Raw genomic sequence first — 22,024 nt, forward strand, 5'->3', positions numbered from 1 at the left:
TCTGTGGTCTCATGAAAAATTTTGGATGGATGACCGGCAGCTGGGCCATCGCACTGCTGCTGGGTTTACCGGTTATAGCCCTGCTTTTCTCTGCCTTTTCGGCTGAGGGGGAGCTGTTTCGCCACCTCGCCGATACCGTACTGCTCGATTATCTGGGCAATACCCTGGGGTTGGTGGTCGGCGTGGTACTGCTCAGCCTGCTGTTTGGTGTACCCACCGCCTGGCTGGTGGCCATGTGTCAGGTGCCGGGGCGCCGTGCCCTGCAGTGGGCCTTGATGCTGCCAATGGCCATGCCCTCCTATATCGTTGCCTACGTCTATACCGACTTACTCGATTACTCGGGCCCGCTACAAGCCGGGTTGCGCGCACTCTTTGGCTGGAACAGTCCAGCCGATTACTGGTTTCCGGCCATTCGCTCCCTTGGCGGCGCCGCCTGGGGGCTGGCGCTGGTGCTGTTCCCCTATGTCTATCTGCTGACTCGAGCCTCTTTTCTCGAGCAGTCGGTCAGCCTGATCCACTCCAGCCGCCTGCTCGGCTGTACCCCGTGGCAGAGCTTTTGTCGTCTCAGTCTGCCGCTGGCGCGCCCCGCCATCATGGTGGCGGTATCGTTGGTGGCCATGGAGACGCTGGCCGATTTCGCCACCGTACACTTCTTTGCCATCAACACCCTGACCACGGCGGTCTACGACACCTGGCTCGGTTACGGCAGTCTGGCCACTGCGGCCAAACTCTCCTGCCTGATGCTGCTGGCGGTGGTGCTGCTGATCGCGCTGGAGCGCCGCTCGCGCAGTCGGCAGCAGGTGTTCCAGAAGTCCATGGGCCATGAGCAGCCGCTGCGCTATCCGCTCAAGGGGATGAGTCGCGCTCTGGCCGCTTTCTGGTGCTGGGGGCTGGTGCTGGCCGGTTTCGGCCTGCCGTTCGTCATCCTGCTCGACTACGGGGTGCGCTACTTCGAATTGTCGTGGACGCCGGAGTTTGTCCGCTTCGCCGGCAACAGCTTAGCTATCTCGGCGCTGACCGCTCTGCTGGCGATGGGGATTGCCCTGTTGCTAGGCTTCTTCCGCCGCCTTGATGGCGGGATAAAGAGTCTGTTGCCCCTGCGCATCGCCGCCATGGGCTACGCCATGCCGGGCACAGTGCTGGCCATCGGGGTGCTGGTGCCGCTCACCGCCCTCGACTTTGCCATCAACGATCTGGCCGAGTGGCTCGGGCGTCAGGGCCCGGGCTTGCTGCTGACCGGCACCATCACCGCCATCGTGTTCGGCTATCTGGTGCGCTTCGTGGCCATCGCCATCGGCTCGGTGGAGAGCAGCATGGGCAAGATCTCCCCCAGCCTCGACATGGCGGCCCGCTCCCTGGGTCAGGGGGATGGCGGCATGCTGCGGCGGGTCCATCTGCCGCTGGTGCGCCGTGGTCTGTTTGCCGGTGCCATGCTGGTATTCATCGAATCCATGAAGGAGCTGCCCGCCGCTTTGCTGCTGCGGCCGTTCAACTTCGATACTCTGGCGACCCACGTCTATCAGTTTGTCTCGGACGAGATGCTGGAGCGCGGCGCGCTGGGGGCTATCGTCATTGTGCTGGTAGGACTGTTGCCGCTGATCTGGGTCAACCGCACTCTGGACAGTCCGGGCCACTGAGTCGCCGCGTCGGTCAATGAAATTGCATGCGGTGTGCTGAACCGAAAGGCAGCGCGCCGCCAGAAACGAGAGGAAGTCAGCCTTGTCCTGTTTGCAGGTTGAAAATGTCAGCTGCCGTTACAACGGCCGCAATGTGCTGGAACAGCTCTCCCTGACGGTGGCAGACAATGAGATCGTCTGCCTGCTGGGAGCCAGTGGCTGCGGCAAAACCACGTTGCTCAAGGCCATCGCAGGGCTGCTGCCGTTGGCAGAGGGCTCTATTCGCCTCGGCGATACCCTGCTCGACGGGCCGGGTGCCAGCGTGCCGCCCGAGGCGCGCAATATCGGGATGATCTTTCAGGATTACGCCCTCTTCCCCCACCTGACGGTAGCTGACAACGTCGGCTTTGGCCTGACCAAACTCGATCGCCGCGCCCGCCAGCAGCAGGTGGACGAGGCGCTGGCGCTGGTCAATCTGCAGGGGCTGGGGGATCGCTATCCGCACCAGCTCTCCGGCGGTCAGCAGCAGCGGGTAGCCATCGCCCGGGCGCTGGTGTGCAAGCCGCGGCTGATGCTGCTGGATGAGCCCTTCTCCAACATCGATACCCAGGTGCGGATGAAGTTGATCCTCGAGATCCGCGCCCTGCTCAAGCAGCAGGGGATCGGCGCCATCTTCGTCAGCCACAGCAAGGAGGAGGCGTTTGCCTTCGCCGATCGGCTGGCGCTGTTTCGCGCCGGTCACATCGAGCAGGTGGGCCAGCCTGAGCAGCTCTATCGCCGCCCGCAAAACCGCTTCGTGGCGGAGTTTCTCGGCGGGGTCAACTATCTGGCTGCCGAGGTGGTGGACAGCCACTGCGTGCAGACGGCGCTCGGGGTCATCTGTGGCAGCGAGCCCCATGGCCAGGTGGTGGGCGAGCAGTTGCAGCTGATGCTCAGACCCCAGCAACTGCTGCTGGAGAGCGCCGCAGATGGGGAGCTCAAGGTGGTGGAACAGCAGTTCCTCGGCCACCACTGCCGGGTGCTGTTCGAGTGTGGCGATCTGCAGCTGGAGGCGAGCATTGGCGAGCCCCTTGATGGGATGCGGGCACGGATCAAGGTCGCTCCCCATGGATTGGTGTTGTTTGACCCTTTGCCCTGAACGCGTGATATCGTCGTGAAATCAAAGAACTGGATCCACTCTGGTTTATAATCGCGCAACGCAAATAGCCCGTAACGCTAACGCCTACTCAGGGGAGAGATATATGAAAGCCCAAGCCGGGATCTGCGCAGAGCCGAATCTGCACGCCCTCTATCTGATGTTCAATCGTACCGGTGATGCCGCCGAACTGGTCGGCCGTCTGGCCAAATTGCCCGCCTTGTGGCAAGCGGTGGCTGCCGATTTCCCCGATGCCGGGTTCAGCGGTCTGGTTGCCGTTGGTGCCGATGCCTGGGATGGTCTCTATCCTGCCGCCCGTCCGCCCCAGTTCCGCAGCTTTATGGCGCAATCCGCCAACGGTCAGGAAGCCCCCAACACCCCGTTTGATCTCTTTATTCAGCTGCGCGCCGATCGGGTGGACGTGCTGCACCACGCTGGTCACCGTGTGATGGCGCTGCTGGCCGGACTGGTCGAGCTGGCCGAAGAGGTGCGCGGTTTCCGCAATCTGGATTTCCGTGACCTGACCGGTTTCGTTGATGGCACCGAGAACCCGCAGGATGAACACCGTGCCGAAGTGGCGCTGCTGGCGGAAGGCGAGTTTGCCGGTGGCTCCTACATTCATGTCCAGCGCTGGGTCCACGCCATGAGCGACTGGGAGAAGCTGGCGCAAAAAGAGCAGGAAGACATTATCGGTCGCACCAAGCCCGACAACATCGAGTATGAGTCTGCTGCCAAGCCGCTGACCGCCCACATCAAGCGGGTCAACCTCAAGACCCCGAAGGGAGAGTCCATGGAGATCCTGCGCCAGAGCATGCCCTGGGGCACCATGACCGAGCAGGGGCTCTACTTCATCTCCTGCTGCCGCACACCACAGCACTTCAACGCCATGCTGGCCAGCATGTACAAGGGGGAGGGCAGCCACTTCGATCACCTGCTGCGCTTCACCAAGGCGGTGACCGGCGCCGCTTTCTTCGCCCCATCGGAGGGTTTTCTGATGGCGCAGGGCAAATAAGCCCGCCTGACGAAGACTCAGAAAACAAAAATCCCGGCCTTGGCCGGGATTTTTCGTTCTGGCGTGACCGCTATGACGCGGTGGTGGCCATTATGGCGTCTGTTCGAACAGCTCGAGGGCGGAGAGATAGAGCTCTTCGATATCGGTGTCGCTGGTCGGGGTGATGAAGATGGTGTCATCACCGGCGATGGTACCGAGGATCCCCTCTGCCTTGCCGAGGGAGTCGAGCAGGCGGGCGATCAGCTGGGCAGCGCCCGGGCTGGTGTGGATCACCACCAGTGCGCCGTTGTGATCGACGTCCAGTACCAGATTCTTGAGCGGGCTGGAGGTGGTGGGCACGCCCAGTTCCACCGGCAGGCAGTAGACCATCTCCATCTTGGCGTTGCGAGTGCGAACGGCGCCGAAGCGGCTCAGCATGCGCGACACCTTGGACTGGTTGATGTTCTCGAACCCCAGCTCTTGCAGGGCGGTGACGATTTCTGCCTGGGAGCCAAAGCGCTCTTCTTTCAGCAAGGCTTTAAAGGCCTTGGCCAGTTTTTCTTGCTTGTCGTTGTGTTTCATCTTGGTCTCACGAATGAGGAGGTGTGGCGGCCTGTGCGATACAGGCGGCAGATACGAACAGCGGGGCCATTTTGCATTCATATGCCGTTTTTTGCAAGGAAGCGGCGCTTGTTCTGCATATTGATTCAAAAATGGCTTGCATCAACCTTTATTAGGGATAGAATCGGGATGAAATTTTGAAAACTTATTCAATTGGGCTGTATGGGTATTGAATTAATAGGTATCGAGAAGTCCTGGCACAAGGTGCCGGTTCTGCAACAGGTCAGTTTTCGGACATCCCCCGGTGAAACCTTGGTGTTGCTGGGCCCGAGCGGTGCTGGCAAGAGTTCCCTGCTACGGATGATGAATCTGCTGGATACCCCGGATGCGGGTGTTCTGCGGATTGGTGAAAGTGAATTTTCTTTCCCGAACTCCCTCTCTGCTGCCGAATTCAACCGCCAGTCCCAACTGCTGCGTCGCAAGGTGGGCATGGTGTTCCAGCAGTACAATCTCTGGCCACATCTCACTGTGATGGAGAATCTGATTGAAGCGCCGGTCAAGGTGCTCGGCATGAGCAAGGAGGCCGCCATCGAGAAGGGGGCCTACCTGCTGGCCCAACTGCAACTGGCCGACAAGCGCGATGCCTGGCCGGCACGCCTCTCTGGCGGTCAGCAGCAGCGGGTGGCCATTGCCCGTACCCTGATGATGGACCCGGAAGTGCTGCTGTTTGACGAGCCGACTGCTGCCCTCGATCCCGAGATCACCAAGGAGGTGGCCGAGATCATCCGTAACCTGAGCCAGACCGGCATTACCCAGGTGGTGGTGACCCACGAGGTCGACTTTGCCCGCAAGGTGGCCAGCCAGGTGATTTATCTGGAGAAGGGGCGGATCATCGAATCCGGCACCGCTGCCATTTTCCAATCCCCGCAAACCAGCCGGTTTGCCGAATTCTTGATGCATTGATATTGAATCGATAAGGAAGCTGTCATGAAAAAGAGTCTGTTGTTGGTTGCTGCCATGGGCCTGTTGAGTACCTCCGTCATGGCCAAAGAGATCAAGTTCGCCACCGAGGCCACCTACGCACCGTTCGAATACCTGGATGACAAGAACGAGTTTCAGGGTTTTGACATCGATCTGGCGCGCGCCATCTGCGAGCAGGCCAAGCTGGAGTGCAGCTTCCACAACCAGGCCTTCGACAGCCTGATCCCCAGCCTCAAATTCCGTCGCTATGATGCGGCCATCGCCGCCATGGACGTAACCCCTGAGCGGGCCGCTCAGGTCGATTTCTCCGACATCTATTACGAGAACTCGGCAGTATTCGTCGCCAAGAAAGGGGCCTTCAAGGGGCCGGAAGAGATGGTCGACAAGACAGTCGGTGTGCAGAACGGCACCTCTCACCAGTCCTATCTGGTGGATAACTGGGTGAGCAAGGGGCTGCTGACCGTGCCTTATGCCAGCTACCAGAGCGCCTTCCTCGACATGATGAATGGCCGTACCGACGGTGTCTTTGCCGATACTGCAGTTGCTGCCGACTGGCTGAAGCAGCACAAGGAGTATGCGGTGGTGGGGGCGCCGGTGACCGATGCCAAGTACTTCGGTACCGGCTTTGGCATCGCGGTCGCCAAGGGCAATCAGGAGCTGCTGACCCAGCTGAACAAGGGGCTGGCCGAGATCAAGGCCAACGGCACCTATCAGAAAATCTTCGACAAATACTTCGCGCAGTAAGCCATGTTGAGCCTGTTGTTGGATGCAGCCTGGATGACCCTCGGGCTGGCCTTGGCATCACTGGTCGGGGGCATGGTATTGGCACTGGCGTTCAGTGCCGCCGAGCTCAGCAAGAAGCGTGCGCTGGTGTGGCCGGTGGCCACCCTGACCACGCTGATCCGTGGCCTGCCCGAGTTGCTGGTGGTGCTGTTCATCTACTTCGGCTCGACCCAGGTGTTGTTCCTCATCACTGGCGAGTATGTGGAGTTCAGCCCGTTCGCCTGTGGCGTGCTGGCGCTCTCCCTGCTGTTCGCCAGCTATGCGACCCAGACCCTGCGGGCGGCGCTCAATGCGGTGCCTTCAGGTCAACGGTTGGCGGCGCTGGCGCTGGGGCTTGGCAAGAGCCACATCTTCTTTCGCATCGTGTTGCCGCAGGCGTGGCGTCATGCCCTGCCGGGCCTCGGCAACCAGTGGCTGGTGTTGCTGAAAGATACCGCGCTGGTGTCGCTTATCGGGGTCAACGAGATGATGCGTCAGGCACAGATGGCCTCGGCCAGTACCTATGAACCTTTTACCTGGTATGCCGCCGCGGCCCTCATCTATCTGGCTATCAGTCTGGTGAGCGAGTACGGCCTCGGGCTGGCTGCCCGCTACACCCGCCGCTACGGAGGCTAACTGATGCAAGAGTATCTCGTTACGTTGCTGGGCGGTCTGGTCACCACGCTGGAACTGACCCTGTTCAGCCTGCTGCTGGGTATTGTGCTGGCGGCCCTGATGACTTGGGTGCTGGAGTTGCGCCTGCCGGTAGCGACCCAGCTGGTGCAGCTGTGGGTGCTGCTCTTTACCGGTACGCCGCTGCTCATTCAGATCTTCCTGATTTACTACGGGCCGGGTCAGTTTGAGTGGCTGAAAGCCAGCCCGCTCTGGCCGCTGCTCAAGCAGCCCTGGTTCTGCGCCGTGCTGGCGCTGGGTCTCAACACGGCGGCCTACTCCACCCGGTTGTTCAAGGGGGCGCTCGATGCCATCCCGGCCGGTGAAGTAGAGGCGTGTCGTGCGCTTGGCTTTAACGGCCGCCAGACCTTGTGGATGAAGGTGCGCCACGCCGCCCGTCATCTGGTGCCTGCCTACTCCAACGAGGTGATCCTGGTGCTCAAGGGGAGCTCCCTCGCCAGTACCATCACCATCATGGACATCATGGGGCTGGCGCAGGGGTTGAACGCCCAGACCTACGATACCCTGGCTGTGTTCGGGGTGGCTGGTGGGCTTTATCTGGCGATGAACGGATTGTTAACAATTGGTTTTCGCTGGTGTGAAAAACGGGCGCTGGCATTCCAATCCTGAGACCTTCAAATCTACCTCTTTATGGTAAGAGGAAGTGCAGAAAAACTGTGCTTCTCCTCCAACTTTTTGTATTTCCCTCCAATTTTTGCTCCCGCATGTTTCGTGGCTCACAGAACCCGTGACTGCAACTGTTATCAGATTGTTTTTTATGGGGGGATCCATTAAGGTTGGGCGCACAACAACAAACAACCTTAAACCTACGCTTAAACATGGAGTTGATCATGAAAGTTGCCGTTCTGGGTGCCGCTGGTGGCATCGGTCAAGCCCTCGCTCTGCTGTTGAAAAACCGTCTGCCGGCTGGCTCCGAGCTGAGCCTGTATGACATCGCCCCGGTTACTCCGGGTGTGGCCGTTGACCTCAGTCATATTCCTACCGACGTCGCCATCAAGGGCTTCTGCGGTGAAGATCCGACTCCTGCGCTGGTCGGGGCCGATGTGGTGCTGATCTCAGCCGGTGTGGCACGCAAGCCGGGGATGGATCGCTCCGACCTGTTCAATATCAACGCCGGTATCGTCAAGAATCTGGTCGAGAAGTGCGCGGCCACTTGCCCGAAAGCACTGATCGGCATCATCACCAACCCGGTCAACACCACTGTGGCTATCGCCGCCGAAGTGCTGAAGAAAGCCGGTGTCTATGACAAGCGTCGCCTGTTCGGTGTCACCACCCTGGACGTGATCCGCGCCGAGACCTTCGTGGCCGCCGCCAAAGGGTTGAACATCGACAAGGTTCGCGTCAACGTGATCGGTGGTCACAGTGGCGTCACCATTCTGCCGCTGCTCTCCCAGATTGAAGGCGCTTCCTTCACCGCTGAAGAAGTGGCTGCCATGACCAAGCGCATCCAGAATGCCGGTACCGAAGTGGTTGAAGCCAAGGCCGGTGGCGGTTCCGCAACCCTCTCCATGGGTCAGGCGGCTTGCCGTTTTGGTCTCTCCCTTATCAAGGGTCTGCAGGGCGAAGCCAACGTTGTTGAGTGCGCCTACGTGGAAGGCAACGGCGAGCACGCCACCTTCTTCGCACAGCCGGTACTGCTGGGCAAGAACGGCGTCGAAACCGTACTGGATTACGGCAAGCTGAGCGCCTTCGAGCAGGAAGCGATGGAAGGCATGCTGGCTACCCTGAAAGCCGATATCCAGCTGGGTGTCGATTTCGTCAAGTAAGCGGGTCAACCGTGCCAACAAGGGAGCTTCGGCTCCCTTTTATATTGATGAGATCCGCCCGGCAGGCTAAGGGGATGGGGCTTGGTGCCGATAACAGAGTGCAGCAGGAGATCCTTATGATGAAACCCCTTACCCTTCTCGTTCTTGTCGGTGCATTCACCGCGCCCCTCTATGGTGCCGAGGCGGTATCGGCCGCCGTATCGAGCGATGCGCCTGCAGCCAGTGCATCTGCACCGACCACAAGCAGTGCTGCGGTGGCAACGGCGCCTGTCTCTGCTGCTACGCCAGCGCCCTCTGAGGCTGTCCCCGTCTTGCTTCCGGCCGAGCCGGTCACGCCCGTTGCCAGCAGTGGCGAGGGGGCCGCGCCGCTGCCAAAACCGGCTGAACCTGCCGCTGTAGTGGCGCCTCCCGCACCTCTGGCCGCTGGCGAGTTGCAGGCGGTGCCGCTCTATCGTCAGGACGAGCTGCTCAACTGGATTGAGCAGGGGCGCCACCTCACTCAGGTGAAGCAGGATCGCTGTCAGCTGACTCAGGATATCGAAGCGCGCGCCTCGGTGATGAAGATCCCGGCCTATCAATTCCTCTGGGGGGATATGCTGGCGTGGGGGGTCTGTACCAAGTCCAACGCCGAGCTCGGCGTGCAATATATGTGGGAGGCGGCCAATCAGGGGTTGGCGCCGGCGCTGGAGCAGTTGGGTCGCTACTACTGGAAAGGAACTTTGGTGCAGAAGGATCTGGTGCGAGCCGAGACTCTGATGCGCGAGGCGGCCAGCCTCGGTTTTCTGCGGGCCCGCATCGAGTGGGTCGAGATGCTGTTGCAGGGGATGGGCAGTCCGCTCGATTATGAGGACGCCTATCGCTGGCTCCATGGCTCTGTCATCGGTGACAAGGCGCAGCACCAGAAGGCGGCGAGTTTGCTCAACCGCCTTGGCAACCGGATGCCGGCCAACGTGGTGGCCCGCGCCAAGGCGATGCACTGATCCAAAAAAAATGACCCACAGATCTGCACCTGTGGGTCCGGTTCCAGCCGCCGTGCCATGACAGGCCGGAACCTCCCTCTGTTATATGGCTGCCCGCGCTTTAGAGATCTTGGTGGGGGCCAAAAACTTCGTAATGGAGCTGCTCCGTTGGCACCCCAGCCGCCAGCAGCTGCCGCTTGATCTCCTGCATGAAGCCGACGGGGCCACAGAAGTAGTAGTGGGCCTCAGGCGTGATGCGCTCCTTCACGGCCGTCAGATCCATGGTGCCGGCCAGATCGTAATCTTGACCCTGCACATCACTGGCCTCCGGCTCCCGATACCAGATCCGGCTCAGCAAGTTGGGATGCTGGCGGGATTTTTGCTGAATATCCTCCCGGAAGGCGTGTACAGCGCCCTGTTCGCAGGCGTGCAGCCAGGTGATATCAGCCTGATGGCCGCTCGCCAGCAGCTTGTTGAGCATGCTCATCATCGGTGTCACGCCGACACCGGCGGAGAGCAGTACCACCGGGGTCTGGCTGTCGGCTTTCAGGTAGAAATCGCCGGTGGGGGGCATCACTTCGATCTTGTCACCCGCCTGCAGGTGATCGTGCAACAGATTGGAGACCTGACCCTGTGGCTCACGCTTGACGCTGATGCGGTAATCCTGCCCGTTAGGGGCATCGGAGAGGGAGTATTGGCGGATCTCCTGATATTCCAGCTCGGGGTGAACCAGCTTGATGCTGAGGTATTGGCCCGGTTTGAAGGCCAGCACCGGCTTGCCATCTTCCGGAGCCAGCAGGAAGGAGGTGATGAGGGCGCTCTCGGCTCGCTTCTCCTTGATGATGAAGGTGCGGGTACCTTGCCAGCCGCCATCCTGATTGGCCTTCTCCTGATAGATCTCCTGCTCGCGGCCGATGAAGATGTCGGCCAGCACGCCATACGCCTTGCCCCATGCCTCCAGCACCTCGTTGGTGACCGCACTTCCGCCCAATTCTTTGAGCGTGGCCAAGAGATGACTACCTACAATGTGATATTGTTCTGGCTGGATCAGGAATCCGGTATGTTTGTGCGCAATCCGCTCGACCGCACCGGCGAGCGCTCCCAGATTGTCGATATTCTTTGCATACGCGGCGACTGCATTGAACAGGGCCAGCGGCTGGCCGCCACTGCGTTGGTGGGCCAGGTTGAAGATATCTTTCAGCTCCGGGTTATGGCTGAACATCCGCTGGTAGAAGTGCTGGGTGAGGGCAGGGCCTGCCGATTCGAGCAGCGGAATGGTGCTTTTGATGACGGCAACGGTGGTTTGATCTAGCATAGGGGCCTCGTTCTAATTGAACATATAAAATGTCATTTAATAAGTGGCATCCTAGATGTTTATTTGATTTGAATCAATACTCCACTTTTCGCATCGCGCTAATCAGGTTTTATGAGACTAACCAGTTATACAGATTTTGGATTGAGAGCCCTGCTCTATCTTGCCACCCTGCCGGAAGGGGAGTTGTCGAGCGTTGCCAAGGTATCGGCCCTGTATGGCGTTTCCCGCAACCACATGGTGAAGGTGGTCAATCAGCTGGTGAAGCTGGGCTATCTGCAATCCCAGCGGGGCAAGAATGGCGGTATTCGTATGGCTTGCGATCCCGCCACCATCAATATCGGGCAGGTGATCAGGGCGCTGGAAGGCAATCTGGACGGCATTGACTGCGGTTCGCCCGCTTGTCACATCGTCTCTGTCTGTCTGCTCAAGAGTGCGCTGAAAGAGGCGATGGATGCGTTTCTGGCGGTGATGGACAGCTATACGCTGCAAGACCTGCTGGCCAACCGCGACGAGTTGCAACGGGTGTTTGGCGAGTTGATCCCGACGCTGGTGCTGGAGCCGGATGATGAAGATGAACAGTGACGATGAGCAACAGAAAAGGGCTGCCACTGGCAGCCCTTTTTCAATCTTGCGAATCCGATTCCGCCCGGTACGATGCCGGCATGATCCGCGCCATCTTGACCATGTTGTTCTCCACATCGAGGATCTCGATAGGATAACCGGCCAGCCGGATCCCGATGTTGGGCTGGGGGATCTCCTCCAGATATTCGAGGATCAGACCGTTGAGGGTACGCGGGCCGTCGATGGGCAGATGCCAGTTCATCTCCTTGTTCAGCTCACGAATATTGGCTGAGCCTTCGACCAGATAAGAACCATCTGACTGGGGGTGGATCTCGTCGCTCGGCGCTGGCGTCATGGAGGTGGTGAAGTCGCCCACGATCTCTTCCAGAATATCGTCCAGAGTGATTAGCCCCTGAATGTCGCCGTATTCGTCGACGATCAGGCCAATTCGCTCCTTGTTGCGCTGGAATTTGGCCAGCTGCACGTTGAGCGGCGTTCCTTCCGGAATGAAGTAGATCTCGTCCACTTCACGCAATAGACTCGATTTGTTGAACTGGTCCCTGGCTACCAGCCGCAGGGCATCGCGCGCGTGCAAAAAGCCGACAACGTCGTCGATGTTGTCGCGATAGAGCAGGATCTTGGTGTGAGCGCAGTGGGCCAGCTGGCGCTGGATGCTCTTCCAGTCATCGTTGATGTCGATGGCGTAGATATCGCTGCGCGGCACCATGATGTCCTCGACCAGCATCTTGTCGAGATCCAGAATACTCAGCAGCATCTCCTGGTGACGCTGGGGGATCAGGTTACCCGCCTCATTGACGATGGTGCGCAGCTCCTCGGTGTTGAGGGAGTCATCCTTGTTGGGATTGATCTTCAGCATCTTGAGCAGGCCGCTGGTGATGCCGTTGATCAGCCAGACCAGCGGCGAGAGCGGCACCATCAGCCCCTTGAGGATCCAGGAGGCGGGATAGGCGATCTTCTCCGGAAACATGGCGGCCAGGGTCTTGGGGGTCACTTCACCGAATACCAGTACCACCAGGGTCAGCCCGAAGGTGGCGATGGCGACCCCGAGATCACCAAACAGCCGGATACAGACGATGGTGGCGATGGCGGAGGCGAGAATATTGACCAGATTGTTGCCGATCAGGATCAGCCCCAGCAGGCGATCGGGGCGGGCGAGCAGTTGCTCAACGCGACGTGCGGCTTTGTGTTTGGTCTGTGCCAGATGCCGCAGTTTGTAGCGGTTGATGGACATCAGGCCGGTTTCGGCACTGGAGAAAAAGGCGGAAAGAAGGATCAAGATAACGAGAACAATCAGTAATGTACTCGTTGAGATGCTGTCCAAAAAGGGCTCCTGTTGGATGGTATGGCTAAAAGAGTATAGGTGTCAGCTCAACAGCACTTCTTTGACGAAGCGACTGCCAAAGTAGGCAAGAGTCAGGATGAAGCTGCCGATCAGACTGAGCGTGATGACTTTGCGGCCGCGCCAGCCATAGGTGTGATGACCCCACAGCAGCAACACGTAGACACACCATGCCAGGATGGAGAGCACTGCCTTGTGAGACTTGCCCTGGGCGAACATATCTTCGAGGAAGAAGAGGCCGGAAGCGATGGAGAGTGTCAGTAGCAGCACCCCTGCAGAGATCAACTGAAACAGCCGTTTCTCCACTGTCATCAGTGGCGGCATGGCTGGCAGGTTGCTGATTTTTCGAGATTTAAGCTGCTTGTCCAGACAGGCGAGCTGCAGCGCAAACAGACAGGCGATCATCAATACCGAGTAGGCCATCAGGGCGAGGCCGATGTGCAGCAACAGCTGGGGATGGGCCTCCAGATGGGTTATGTAGCGACCCGGGATCAAGGCGCTGGCAGCCAGCAACAGGGCCGAGAAGCTGTAGACCACCGGCAGCAGGATCCAGCCGTTGAAGCGGCGGGTTACGCAAGTCATGAAGCAACTGATGATGAGGCTGACCAGCGAGGCAACGTTGAGCATGCTCAGGTTCTGGCCGTAACTCTGCAATACCTCTGAACCGAGGGTGCTGGCGTGGGCGATCAGGGCCAATCCGATACAGGCAAACAGGGAGCGCTGTCCCACCGGCTTGGCGCTCAGTAACAGATGCAGGGAGGCGATGATGGCCAGCAGATAAAACGCCAGGGCCAGAACAGAGATTACGATCATAACCAGGTCGTTGTTGCACAAGCTTTTGAGGGTAAGAGGGGCAGTATACCTTGCACGAGAAGTGCTCGCCAGTTGTGCAACGGCCGATCTGCCCATATATAGGGAGAAGCTCCCTGCTGCTGCGGTGCGGTGAATAATCGTCCTCGCGCCCGCTCTGGGTTATAATGCCCCCAATTTATTACGCCAAGAACCGGAATCCGTCATGTTTGAGAATTTGACTGAACGACTCTCGCGCACCTTGCGCAATGTCAGTGGCCGTGGTCGCCTGACCGAAGACAATATCAAGGAAACCCTGCGCGAAGTCCGCATGGCGCTGCTCGAGGCGGATGTCGCCCTGCCGGTCGTGCGTGATTTCGTGGCGCGTGTCAAAGAGCGCGCAGTCGGGCAGGAAGTGGCCAAATCCCTGAGCCCGGGCCAGGCATTCATCAAGATTGTGCACGGTGAACTGGTCACCGTGATGGGGGAGGCCAACGAACAGCTCAACCTGGCTGCCCAGCCGCCTGCGATCATTCTGATGGCTGGTCTGCAGGGTGCCGGTAAGACAACCACGGTTGGCAAACTGGCCAAGCTGCTCAAAGAGCGCAGCAAGAAGAAGGTGCTGGTGGTCAGTGCCGACGTCTATCGCCCAGCAGCGATCAAGCAGCTGGAGACCCTGGCGAGCGACATCGGCGTCGACTTCTTCCCGAGCGATGCCAGCCAGAAGCCGGTTTACATCGCCACCGCCGCCATTGATCAGGCGCGCAAGAAATTCTATGACGTGGTGATCGTCGATACCGCCGGTCGTCTGCACGTCGATAGCGAGATGATGGCCGAGATCCAGGATCTGCATGCCACCATCAAGCCGGTCGAGACTCTGTTCGTGGTGGATGCCATGACAGGTCAGGATGCCGCCAACACCGCCAAGGCGTTCAACGAAGCGCTGCCGCTTACCGGTGTGATCCTCACCAAGGCGGACGGCGATGCCCGTGGTGGTGCTGCACTGTCGGTGCGCCACATCACCGGCAAGCCGGTCAAGTTTATCGGTATGGGCGAAAAAACCGATGCGCTGGAGCCGTTCCACCCGGATCGTCTCGCCTCCCGCATCCTCGGTATGGGCGATGTGCTCTCTCTGATCGAGGAAGTCGAGCGCAACGTCGATAAAGAGAAAGCGGCCAAGCTGGCCAGCAAGGTCAAGAGTGGCAAAGGCTTCGATCTGGAAGATTTCCGCGAGCAGCTGGCCCAGATGCGCAACATGGGCGGCATGATGGGGATGCTCGACAAGCTGCCCGGCATGTCCGGGCTGCCGGATAACGTTAAAGATCAGATGGATGACAAGCTCACTGTGCGAATGGAGGCGATCATCAGCTCCATGACGCCCAAGGAGCGCGCCCATCCCGATCTCATCAAGGGATCCCGTAAACGCCGTATCGCCGCAGGTTCCGGCATGCAGGTGCAGGATGTGAACAAGCTGCTCAAGCAGTTCACCGAGATGCAGCGCATGATGAAGAAAATGTCCGGTAAAGGCGGCATGCGCAAGATGATGAGCCAGATGAAGAACATGATGCCCCCCGGTTTCGGTGGCGGTCGCGGCCCGTTCTGATCCGGCCTGCGTGTTGATGGGGGTCTGCAGCGGCAGGCCCCTTTTCATTACCGCTCTGCGCAAAAAATGGCTGGCTTGGTTGCAATTATTACGAATCCAAGTAGAATTATGCGGCTTATTTTAAGCTAGGGTCCGCGTGTTTGCGGGCCTTGTTCATTAGATGTTAATGAGGACGATATGGTAACCATTCGTTTACAACGTGGTGGCGCGAAAAAGCGTCCGTTCTACCAGGTAGTAGTTTCTGACAGCCGTTGCGCCCGTGACGGTCGCTTCATCGAGCGCGTTGGTTTCTTCAACCCGGTTGCTGCTGGTCAAGCTGAAAAGCTGAACCTGGACCTGGCTCGTATCGAGCATTGGGTTGCTACTGGTGCCGCTGTTTCTGACCGCGTTGCCAAGCTGATCAAAGACGCTAAAAAAGCTGCTTAATCAGCCCAACGGTAAGGAGTTAAGGTGGAAAAACCTGTAGTTCTGGGCACCCTGGGTACCGTTTATGGCATCAAGGGCTGGCTTAAAGTGAACTCCTTCACCGATGTTGCCGAAGCGATTTTCGATTACAACCCCTGGCTGATTAATCAGAACGGGGCGTGGCGTGAAATTCGGGTTTCATCCTGGAAACGTCACAACAAGGGTCTGATCTGCAAACTCGATGGTATCGATGTGCGCGAAGATGCCCTGGCATTGACCAATGTCGAGATTGGCGTACCCGCCGATCTGTTGCCTGCGTTGCCTGAAGGTGAGTTCTACTGGCGTGACCTGATTGGTTGCTCCGTGGTGACCACCAAGGGATACGACTTGGGCAAAGTGACCGAATTGATGGAAACCGGCTCCAACGATGTGTTGGTGGTTGAGGCCAATGTAAAAGATGCCTTTGGTGCAAAGGAGCGGTTGATTCCGTTCCTGGAAGAGCAGGTGATCAAGAATATTGATCTGACTGCTCGAACAATCGAAGTTGATTGGGATCCTGGTTTCTAGTTTCCCGCGCTAACACGGGTGCCGGAGGTTTCTTATGTGGATTGGGGTCATTAGCCTCTTCCCTGAAATGTTCCGAGCCATTACCGAGCACGGGGTAACGGGTCGGGCCGTCAAGAGTGGCCTGCTGCAGATTGAGTGCTGGAACCCCCGGGAGTTTACCCACGACAAACACCGTACGGTCGATGATCGTCCTTATGGTGGTGGGCCCGGCATGTTAATGATGGTTCAGCCGCTGCGTGACGCGATTCATGCAGCCAAGCAAGCAGCGGGAGACGGGGCGAAAGTCATCTATCTCTCTCCTCAGGGACGCAAGCTGACTCAAGCGGGCGTAACCGAGTTGGCGACGAATCAGAAACTGATTCTGGTAGCCGGTCGATACGAAGGTATCGATGAACGCGTGATACAAACCGAAGTCGACGAAGAGTGGTCTATCGGGGATTACGTGTTAAGTGGTGGCGAGTTGCCTGCCATGACCCTGATCGATGCGGTTTCGCGTCTGGTACCCGGGGTTTTGGGCGATCAGGCCAGTGCCGAGCAAGACTCCTTTACGGATGGCTTGCTGGATCATCCCCACTATACTCGGCCGGAGGTGTTGGATGGATTGGCGGTGCCCGAGGCGCTGACAAGCGGCAATCACGAAGTGATTCGACGCTGGCGTCTCAAGCAATCGCTCGGACGAACCTGGCAAAGAAGGCCGGAACTTATTAACAACCTAGCTCTGACTGACGAGCAAGAATCACTTCTTGCCGAGTATGTCCGCGAAGTGCGTGACAGCGTTAAGTAGAGTTTTCAGTTTATCCTAGGTAAGGAAAGACAATGAGCAAGATTATTCAGCAGCTTGAACAAGAGCAACTGCGTACCGATATCCCGGCTTTTGCCCAGGGCGACACTGTACGTGTTCAAGTTCGTGTTAAAGAAGGTGGTAAAGAGCGTCTGCAGGCTTTCGAAGGCATCGTTATTGCCAAGCGTAACCGCGGTCTGCACTCTGCTTTCACCGTTCGCAAGATCTCCAACGGCGAAGGTGTTGAGCGTGTATTCCAGACTCACTCTCCGCTGATCCACAGTGTAGAACTGAAGCGTCGTGGTGATGTTCGCCGCGCCAAACTGTACTACCTGCGCAACCTGTCCGGCAAAGCTGCTCGTATCAAAGAGAAGCTCAACTAATTCGATTCGAATTGGTGTCGGTATGTCGGCAAATAGCTCGACAGGTAGTGAAAAGGCTCGCCAATGGCGAGCCTTTTTTGTATCCGTCTATTGGCTATCTGGGAGCTGTTACTGAATGACCCGAACTACCGAGTTGTCTCGCCCGAAGGGGCCTGGCACATAGTCATCCGCTGCCCAGTCATTCTCGTAGAGAGTTTCCCCTGCCGGTGTGATGAGCTGGTAGCAATATTCAAAGTAGCCCGGGCCGTCGGTCGGCAGATTGAGGGTGGCTTTGAACTCGCCGCTCTTCATGCGTTTCAGCTCGACCGGTTGCCACTGGGTGAACTCGCCGATCAGCATCACCTGTTCCGCCCCTGCTGCTGCCTCTTTCTCTACGGCAAAGGTCACCTTGACCTCGGGCTTGGACTTCAAAAACTGTTTGATCAGTGGCATGACGCCTCCTTGTCTGTGAGTTAAAAATGGCTCCTGTCTATTTTTATACCACCATATGACAAAGATGTTGATAAGGCAGATCAAGTCGGCAAGGCAAAATAGCGTTGCAGTAGACTGTGGGTGAAGTCGATCTTGAGATAGAAGCCGCGCGGCAGGGTCATGATGGGTTGACCATCGCGGCCGATGGCGCGAGTCAGCGCCTTGTTGTTGGCCGCCTTGGGCCGCAGTTGCATCACCTGGCCGTGGCGTGCGCTGATCTGCTCCACTTCTCCCAGCACTATCATGTCCATTAGCTCCTCCCAGTCCTGACGCAGCAGCCGATCTTCCTCTTCATTCGGGCTCCACATCAGCGGCATGCCGACTCGCCGTTCGCCAACCGGGATCTCGCGACTGCCTTCCACCGGGATCCAGAGCACTCGGGAGAGCTTGTTGCGTACGTTTGACTCCTCCCAGCGCTGGCCGCTGACGCCGATCAGCGGGGCGACACAGACGAAGGTGGTCTCCAGCGGCTTGCCTTGAGGATCCACGGGGATCGTCTTGAGTTCGATCCCCAGCTCCGGGAAGTCCTGTTCCGGCTTGCTCCCTGCGCTGGCCCCCAGTTGCAGCTCGATCAACTGACCGACCCACCCCTTGTCACGGCGCAGATCGTTGGGCACCGCGACGCCAGCCTCGGCGGCCAGCTGCGCCAGCGTGAAGCCAGCCATGGCATAGGCGCGGCTCAATAACTCCTGCTCGGATTGGGGATTGCTTGGCATGTTTGGCTCCATCTTGCTCGCCATATTCTAACAGGGGAGGATCCCGAGAAGGATCGCTGTTTTTATAACCGATCCTGAGTGGATAAGATCAAATGCAGAGAATTTGGGGGCTATCAGCTCATCGTAATGATTTTAAAGGGTTTTGTCTGTTTTATCGAGCAGTAAGCCAGGTCTGGTTTGACCTCGAAATAGTTGTCCAAGGGTTTGTGCATGATGTTACACACAGTTATCCACAGAAATCTTGGATAAGTGGATGAAAGTGGTTGGAGTCGCTGATATGTTACAAAAAATTGTGAATGCCACCCCATTTTTACAGGGTAAACGGGGTAGATATTGTGCCACTCCTGTGGATAATTTCGCCGCGGTGGATCTTTGAGCAGTTGAACTTGTTCACAATCCGGATCATGGATCTGGCTCTTGGGGGAACATGGATCTAGATCCAGTTGTTTTATCTCAAGCTTATAAAAAATAATGATTTTTTATATTTTATGTCACGTGGTGATACGGAGGGGCACTTTTCGCGTACAGTTAAAAAGTACTGTATATACCCGTTTGCTAACAGCTTTATGCACAGCCTGGGTGGGCAACTTGGGGGCGCGGATCCTTGGATTTGTTTATAAGTATGTTTGAAATTGAAAGTTATTCATGAAACAGGGGATTCACTCCTTGTTTGCTGCCACGGAGTGAATGTGGAACAATCTCCTTATAGATTCAGCCTTTATAAGGTGATCACGTGATTGATGGCGACGGATTTCGTCCCAATGTCGGTATCGTGATCTGTAACCGTGAAGGACAAGTGTTGTGGGCTAAACGCTATGGGCAGCACTCCTGGCAGTTTCCGCAGGGGGGGGTTGATGATGGTGAAACGCCAGAGCAGGCCATGTATCGAGAGCTGTATGAGGAGATTGGCCTCAAGCCCGAAGATGTGACCATCATGGCCACCAGTCGTAACTGGCTAAAGTACCGTTTACCCAAACGTCTTGTCCGCTGGGACAGTTCACCGGTCTGTATTGGCCAAAAACAAAAATGGTTCCTGTTGCAGCTGAATTCGGGCAAGGAGTCGCGGATCCAGTTCGGCTGTCATGGCCATCCCGAATTTGACGACTGGCGTTGGGTCAGCTTCTGGTATCCGGTGCGTCAGGTCGTCTCGTTCAAGCGGGAGGTTTACCGCCGGGTTATGAAAGAGTTTGCCCCGCTGGCGATGCCAGTGCCGGCAGTGCAGGTCAACAAGAAGGATGGGCGGCGCAACCGCGCCCGTTAAGGAGCACAGATTAGTTGTTAACGGAACTGAGACGTATCGTCGAGAGCATGGCCGAGGCCAATACCCTCGAGCAGGCCTTGCAGGCATTGGTGAGCCAGACCCGGCACGCCATGGCAGTGGACTGCTGCTCCGTCTATGTCTCGGAACCCGAGGTGCGCCGCTATCGCCTGGCGGCTACCGACGGCTTGGCCCCGTCCGCAGTCGGCAAGGTGACCCTGCCCTACGAGCAGGGCATCGTCGGTCTGGTGGGTCAGCGGGAAGAGCTGATCAACCTAGCTGATGCCCCCGCGCATCCCAGTTTCAAATTCCTGCCCGATGTGGCCGAAGAGGCGTTCCGCTCCTTCCTCGGCGCTCCCATCATGCATCAGCGTCAGGTGGTCGGCATTCTGGTGGTGCAGCAGAAGGAGAGCCGCCGCTTCGATGAGGGGGAAGAGTCCTTCATGGTCACACTGGCGGCCCAGCTGGCGGCGCGGATCGCCCAGGCGCAGGCCAAGGGGTGGTTGCAGAAGACCGACTGGAGCAAGCCGCTGCGTGGTATTGCCGGTGCCAGCGGTATCGCCATGGCCAAGGCCTGGGTGTGGCGGCCCCGTAAGGCGCTCTCGTCCATTACCCCGCGCAAGGATGAAGACCATGCCAGCCAGCTGGCGCGGCTGGAGCTGGCGGTTGAGGAGGTGCGTCACGACTTGGAGAGTTTGGCGCTGCGTTTTCGCGAGAGCTACAGCCAGGATTCGGTGGCGATCTTCGATATCTACCTCCATCTGCTGAACGATCCCGGCTACATCAAGCCGATTCGCAACAAGGTGAGCAAGGAGCACTGGACTGCGGTCTCGGCGGTCAAGCTCATCAGTGATCGCTTGATCGAGCAGTTCAAGGGGATGAAGGATCCCTACTTGCAGGAGCGCTCCACCGACGTGAAGGATATTGCCCAGCGGCTGATCAGCCGACTGGTGCAGAATGAACCGGAACATATCTCCATCGGCGAGCCGGTGGTGCTGGTTGCCGATGAAGTGACCGCCACCATTCTGGCAGAAGTGCCCCGCGAGTATCTGACCGGGGTGGTCTCGCTCAAGGGGGGGACCAACTCCCACGCGGCCATTCTGGCCCGCGCCATGGGGGTCGCCGCCATCATGGGGGTCGATCTGCCCCTCGGCGACATCGGCGGTCGCATGCTGGTTGTCGATGGTTACAGCGGCGATCTCTTCATCGAACCCAATCAGGTGATTCTGACCGAGTATCGTCAGCTGCTGAGCGAAGAGCGGGCGCTCGATACCCTGGTGCGCAGTGTCGACAATCTGCCATCCGAGACGGCCGATGGCACCAAGGTCTCCCTGCTGCTCAACGCCGGTCTCAGCGCCGATACCGAGATCTCCCTCAACCAGCTGGCGGACGGGGTGGGCCTCTATCGCACCGAGATCCCCTTTATGCTGCAGGAGAGCTTCCCCTCAGAGTGGGAACAGACTGCCCGTTATCGCGGCATTCTGGAGACCTACCGCAACCGGCCGGTCTGCATGCGGACGCTGGATGTGGGCGGCGACAAGCCGTTGCCCTATTTCCCCATCGTCGAGGAAAACCCCTTCCTTGGCTGGCGGGGGATCCGGATCACCCTGGATCACCCCGAACTGTTTCTGGTGCAGCTCAAGGCGATGCTGCGGGCCAGTGAAGGGCTGGACAATCTGGCCATCATGCTGCCGATGATCAGCAGCGTCAGCGAAATCAAAGCCTCCCGTCGTCTGCTGGATCAGGCATGGCGGGAAGTGTCGGAAGAGGCGGCGAGCCGCGATGCGGTGATCCGCTACCCCAGCCTCGGGGTGATGATCGAGGTGCCCTCAGCCCTCTTTATCTTGCCGGAGATGGCGCCGCTCATCGATTTCTGGTCGGTGGGCAGTAACGACCTGACCCAGTACTTGCTGGCGGTAGATCGCAACAATTCCCGGGTTGCCAACATCTATGATGCCTTCCATCCGGCGGTGATCCGCGCCCTGCAACAGCTGGTTGATGCTTCCCACCGTTACCAGAAGCCGGTGTCGGTGTGTGGCGAGCTGGCCGGTGATCCGGTCGGTGTACTGTTGCTGCTTGCCATGGGCTATCGCCGCTTCAGTATGAACACCCACAACATCGCCCGGATCAAGTACGTGCTGCGTCAATCCACCCTGAGCGAGTTGACCGAACTGATGGCTGATGGCCTCAAACATGACAATCCCCACGTACTGCGGGGCCTGTTTGCCCGCTATCTGGAGGAGCATGGTTTGGGCGGTTTGCTGCGAGCCGGTCATAAATCGAAACAGAGTGATTGATAATCATGCCTTGTCCCTGCTGGCGAATGATCGGAAAATGCGGCTTTTATTTTG

Annotated in this window: 23 protein-coding genes; 17 read left to right on the forward strand and 6 right to left on the reverse strand. The window is 58.2% G+C overall.

Annotated features, from left to right (window positions below; genetic code table 11):
- Positions 1-11 precede the first annotated feature (11 nt).
- The 3 genes from ACB035_RS12955 (at position 12) to ACB035_RS12965 (ending at position 3,763) form a co-directional block, all read left to right on the forward strand.
- A complete protein-coding gene (locus ACB035_RS12955) occupies positions 12-1,637 on the forward strand; it encodes an iron ABC transporter permease (protein ID WP_100654581.1) in 1,626 nt (541 codons plus the stop codon).
- An 82-nt stretch (positions 1,638-1,719) separates the two neighbouring features.
- The gene (locus ACB035_RS12960; protein WP_371167421.1) at positions 1,720-2,754 is read left to right on the forward strand and encodes an ABC transporter ATP-binding protein; all 1,035 of its coding nucleotides are present in this window, start codon (positions 1,720-1,722) and stop codon (positions 2,752-2,754) included.
- A 103-nt stretch (positions 2,755-2,857) separates the two neighbouring features.
- A complete protein-coding gene (locus ACB035_RS12965) occupies positions 2,858-3,763 on the forward strand; it encodes a Dyp-type peroxidase (RefSeq protein WP_064338814.1) in 906 nt (301 codons plus the stop codon).
- Between the two features lie 90 nt (positions 3,764-3,853).
- On the opposite strand, the gene argR is transcribed toward ACB035_RS12965, so the two are convergent.
- The gene (gene argR, locus ACB035_RS12970; RefSeq protein WP_005340378.1) at positions 3,854-4,324 is read right to left on the reverse strand and encodes a transcriptional regulator ArgR; all 471 of its coding nucleotides are present in this window, start codon (positions 4,322-4,324) and stop codon (positions 3,854-3,856) included.
- A gap of 201 nt (positions 4,325-4,525) precedes the next feature.
- Between argR and ACB035_RS12975 the strand changes: the two genes are divergently transcribed.
- From ACB035_RS12975 to ACB035_RS13000, 6 genes are all read left to right on the forward strand, one after another.
- Complete coding sequence (locus ACB035_RS12975; RefSeq protein ID WP_005357971.1) at positions 4,526-5,266, forward strand: ATP-binding cassette domain-containing protein; 741 nt, start codon at positions 4,526-4,528, stop codon at positions 5,264-5,266.
- A gap of 24 nt (positions 5,267-5,290) precedes the next feature.
- Positions 5,291-6,028, forward strand: a complete 738-nt coding sequence (locus ACB035_RS12980; RefSeq protein ID WP_005340381.1) for a transporter substrate-binding domain-containing protein — start codon at positions 5,291-5,293, stop codon at positions 6,026-6,028.
- 3 nt (positions 6,029-6,031) lie between these two features.
- Positions 6,032-6,682 (forward strand): arginine ABC transporter permease ArtQ, encoded by a 651-nt coding sequence (gene artQ, locus ACB035_RS12985; protein WP_371167422.1) that lies wholly within the window; start codon positions 6,032-6,034, stop codon positions 6,680-6,682.
- Between the two features lie 3 nt (positions 6,683-6,685).
- Positions 6,686-7,348: an arginine ABC transporter permease ArtM gene (artM, locus tag ACB035_RS12990; RefSeq protein WP_005348902.1), complete on the forward strand. Its 663-nt coding sequence runs from the start codon at positions 6,686-6,688 to the stop codon at positions 7,346-7,348.
- A gap of 221 nt (positions 7,349-7,569) precedes the next feature.
- Positions 7,570-8,505 (forward strand): malate dehydrogenase, encoded by a 936-nt coding sequence (gene mdh / locus ACB035_RS12995; protein WP_005340384.1) that lies wholly within the window; start codon positions 7,570-7,572, stop codon positions 8,503-8,505.
- A 368-nt stretch (positions 8,506-8,873) separates the two neighbouring features.
- Positions 8,874-9,485: a tetratricopeptide repeat protein gene (locus ACB035_RS13000; protein WP_371167434.1), complete on the forward strand. Its 612-nt coding sequence runs from the start codon at positions 8,874-8,876 to the stop codon at positions 9,483-9,485.
- 100 nt (positions 9,486-9,585) lie between these two features.
- Here ACB035_RS13000 and hmpA read toward each other — a convergent pair whose 3' ends face one another.
- Positions 9,586-10,779, reverse strand: a complete 1,194-nt coding sequence (hmpA, locus tag ACB035_RS13005) for an NO-inducible flavohemoprotein (RefSeq protein ID WP_371167423.1) — start codon at positions 10,777-10,779, stop codon at positions 9,586-9,588.
- A 111-nt stretch (positions 10,780-10,890) separates the two neighbouring features.
- Between hmpA and ACB035_RS13010 the strand changes: the two genes are divergently transcribed.
- Entirely contained in the window at positions 10,891-11,361 is a 471-nt protein-coding gene (locus ACB035_RS13010) for an Rrf2 family transcriptional regulator (RefSeq protein ID WP_005340388.1), read from the forward strand.
- 40 nt (positions 11,362-11,401) lie between these two features.
- On the opposite strand, the gene ACB035_RS13015 is transcribed toward ACB035_RS13010, so the two are convergent.
- Both ACB035_RS13015 and ACB035_RS13020 read right to left on the reverse strand, forming a co-directional pair.
- The gene (locus ACB035_RS13015) at positions 11,402-12,682 is read right to left on the reverse strand and encodes an HlyC/CorC family transporter (protein ID WP_005348906.1); all 1,281 of its coding nucleotides are present in this window, start codon (positions 12,680-12,682) and stop codon (positions 11,402-11,404) included.
- A 42-nt stretch (positions 12,683-12,724) separates the two neighbouring features.
- A complete protein-coding gene (locus ACB035_RS13020) occupies positions 12,725-13,513 on the reverse strand; it encodes an inner membrane protein YpjD (RefSeq protein WP_203119288.1) in 789 nt (262 codons plus the stop codon).
- A gap of 202 nt (positions 13,514-13,715) precedes the next feature.
- Here ACB035_RS13020 and ffh point away from each other — a divergent pair, with 202 nt between their 5' ends.
- The 5 genes from ffh to rplS all read left to right on the forward strand — a co-directional run bounded on the left by ffh (position 13,716) and on the right by rplS (position 17,228).
- Positions 13,716-15,092, forward strand: a complete 1,377-nt coding sequence (gene ffh / locus ACB035_RS13025; protein ID WP_042084336.1) for a signal recognition particle protein — start codon at positions 13,716-13,718, stop codon at positions 15,090-15,092.
- A 177-nt stretch (positions 15,093-15,269) separates the two neighbouring features.
- Positions 15,270-15,518, forward strand: coding sequence for a 30S ribosomal protein S16 (gene rpsP / locus ACB035_RS13030; RefSeq protein ID WP_005340392.1), 249 nt, complete (start codon positions 15,270-15,272; stop codon positions 15,516-15,518).
- 24 nt (positions 15,519-15,542) lie between these two features.
- Positions 15,543-16,064, forward strand: coding sequence for a ribosome maturation factor RimM (gene rimM / locus ACB035_RS13035; RefSeq protein ID WP_005340394.1), 522 nt, complete (start codon positions 15,543-15,545; stop codon positions 16,062-16,064).
- A 34-nt stretch (positions 16,065-16,098) separates the two neighbouring features.
- Entirely contained in the window at positions 16,099-16,848 is a 750-nt protein-coding gene (trmD, locus tag ACB035_RS13040; RefSeq protein ID WP_005340400.1) for a tRNA (guanosine(37)-N1)-methyltransferase TrmD, read from the forward strand.
- A 32-nt stretch (positions 16,849-16,880) separates the two neighbouring features.
- On the forward strand, positions 16,881-17,228 hold the full coding sequence (gene rplS / locus ACB035_RS13045; protein WP_005313505.1) for a 50S ribosomal protein L19: 348 nt from the start codon (positions 16,881-16,883) through the stop codon (positions 17,226-17,228).
- Between the two features lie 108 nt (positions 17,229-17,336).
- Here the strand turns inward: rplS and ACB035_RS13050 are convergent, their stop codons facing one another.
- Positions 17,337-17,660 (reverse strand): isoamylase early set domain-containing protein, encoded by a 324-nt coding sequence (locus ACB035_RS13050; protein WP_005348910.1) that lies wholly within the window; start codon positions 17,658-17,660, stop codon positions 17,337-17,339.
- An 80-nt stretch (positions 17,661-17,740) separates the two neighbouring features.
- The gene (gene mutH, locus ACB035_RS13055) at positions 17,741-18,415 is read right to left on the reverse strand and encodes a DNA mismatch repair endonuclease MutH (protein ID WP_042059668.1); all 675 of its coding nucleotides are present in this window, start codon (positions 18,413-18,415) and stop codon (positions 17,741-17,743) included.
- Positions 18,416-19,148: 733 nt separating this feature from the next.
- On the opposite strand from mutH, the gene rppH reads away from it, so the two are divergent.
- Positions 19,149-19,676, forward strand: coding sequence for an RNA pyrophosphohydrolase (gene rppH, locus ACB035_RS13060; RefSeq protein WP_005340421.1), 528 nt, complete (start codon positions 19,149-19,151; stop codon positions 19,674-19,676).
- Positions 19,677-19,690: 14 nt separating this feature from the next.
- Entirely contained in the window at positions 19,691-21,970 is a 2,280-nt protein-coding gene (gene ptsP / locus ACB035_RS13065) for a phosphoenolpyruvate--protein phosphotransferase (RefSeq protein WP_005340422.1), read from the forward strand.
- Positions 21,971-22,024: the final 54 nt, after the last annotated feature.

The organism is Aeromonas sp. S12(2024) (genome assembly GCF_041402305.1).
GTDB lineage: Bacteria > Pseudomonadota > Gammaproteobacteria > Enterobacterales > Aeromonadaceae > Aeromonas > Aeromonas veronii.

What these genes read in the sequence shown, in the direction of transcription:
- ACB035_RS12955 (WP_100654581.1), top strand. Translation starts at nt 12, where the DNA reads ATGAAAAATTTTGGATGGATGACCGGCAGCTGGGCCATCGCACTGCTG.
- ACB035_RS12965 (WP_064338814.1), top strand. Translation starts at nt 2,858, where the DNA reads ATGAAAGCCCAAGCCGGGATCTGCGCAGAGCCGAATCTGCACGCCCTC.
- argR (WP_005340378.1), bottom strand. Translation starts at nt 4,324, where the DNA reads ATGAAACACAACGACAAGCAAGAAAAACTGGCCAAGGCCTTTAAAGCC.
- ACB035_RS12975 (WP_005357971.1), top strand. Translation starts at nt 4,526, where the DNA reads ATGGGTATTGAATTAATAGGTATCGAGAAGTCCTGGCACAAGGTGCCG.
- ACB035_RS12980 (WP_005340381.1), top strand. Translation starts at nt 5,291, where the DNA reads ATGAAAAAGAGTCTGTTGTTGGTTGCTGCCATGGGCCTGTTGAGTACC.
- artQ (WP_371167422.1), top strand. Translation starts at nt 6,032, where the DNA reads ATGTTGAGCCTGTTGTTGGATGCAGCCTGGATGACCCTCGGGCTGGCC.
- artM (WP_005348902.1), top strand. Translation starts at nt 6,686, where the DNA reads ATGCAAGAGTATCTCGTTACGTTGCTGGGCGGTCTGGTCACCACGCTG.
- mdh (WP_005340384.1), top strand. Translation starts at nt 7,570, where the DNA reads ATGAAAGTTGCCGTTCTGGGTGCCGCTGGTGGCATCGGTCAAGCCCTC.
- hmpA (WP_371167423.1), bottom strand. Translation starts at nt 10,779, where the DNA reads ATGCTAGATCAAACCACCGTTGCCGTCATCAAAAGCACCATTCCGCTG.
- ACB035_RS13010 (WP_005340388.1), top strand. Translation starts at nt 10,891, where the DNA reads ATGAGACTAACCAGTTATACAGATTTTGGATTGAGAGCCCTGCTCTAT.
- ACB035_RS13020 (WP_203119288.1), bottom strand. Translation starts at nt 13,513, where the DNA reads ATGATCGTAATCTCTGTTCTGGCCCTGGCGTTTTATCTGCTGGCCATC.
- ffh (WP_042084336.1), top strand. Translation starts at nt 13,716, where the DNA reads ATGTTTGAGAATTTGACTGAACGACTCTCGCGCACCTTGCGCAATGTC.
- rpsP (WP_005340392.1), top strand. Translation starts at nt 15,270, where the DNA reads ATGGTAACCATTCGTTTACAACGTGGTGGCGCGAAAAAGCGTCCGTTC.
- trmD (WP_005340400.1), top strand. Translation starts at nt 16,099, where the DNA reads ATGTGGATTGGGGTCATTAGCCTCTTCCCTGAAATGTTCCGAGCCATT.
- rplS (WP_005313505.1), top strand. Translation starts at nt 16,881, where the DNA reads ATGAGCAAGATTATTCAGCAGCTTGAACAAGAGCAACTGCGTACCGAT.
- ACB035_RS13050 (WP_005348910.1), bottom strand. Translation starts at nt 17,660, where the DNA reads ATGCCACTGATCAAACAGTTTTTGAAGTCCAAGCCCGAGGTCAAGGTG.
- mutH (WP_042059668.1), bottom strand. Translation starts at nt 18,415, where the DNA reads ATGCCAAGCAATCCCCAATCCGAGCAGGAGTTATTGAGCCGCGCCTAT.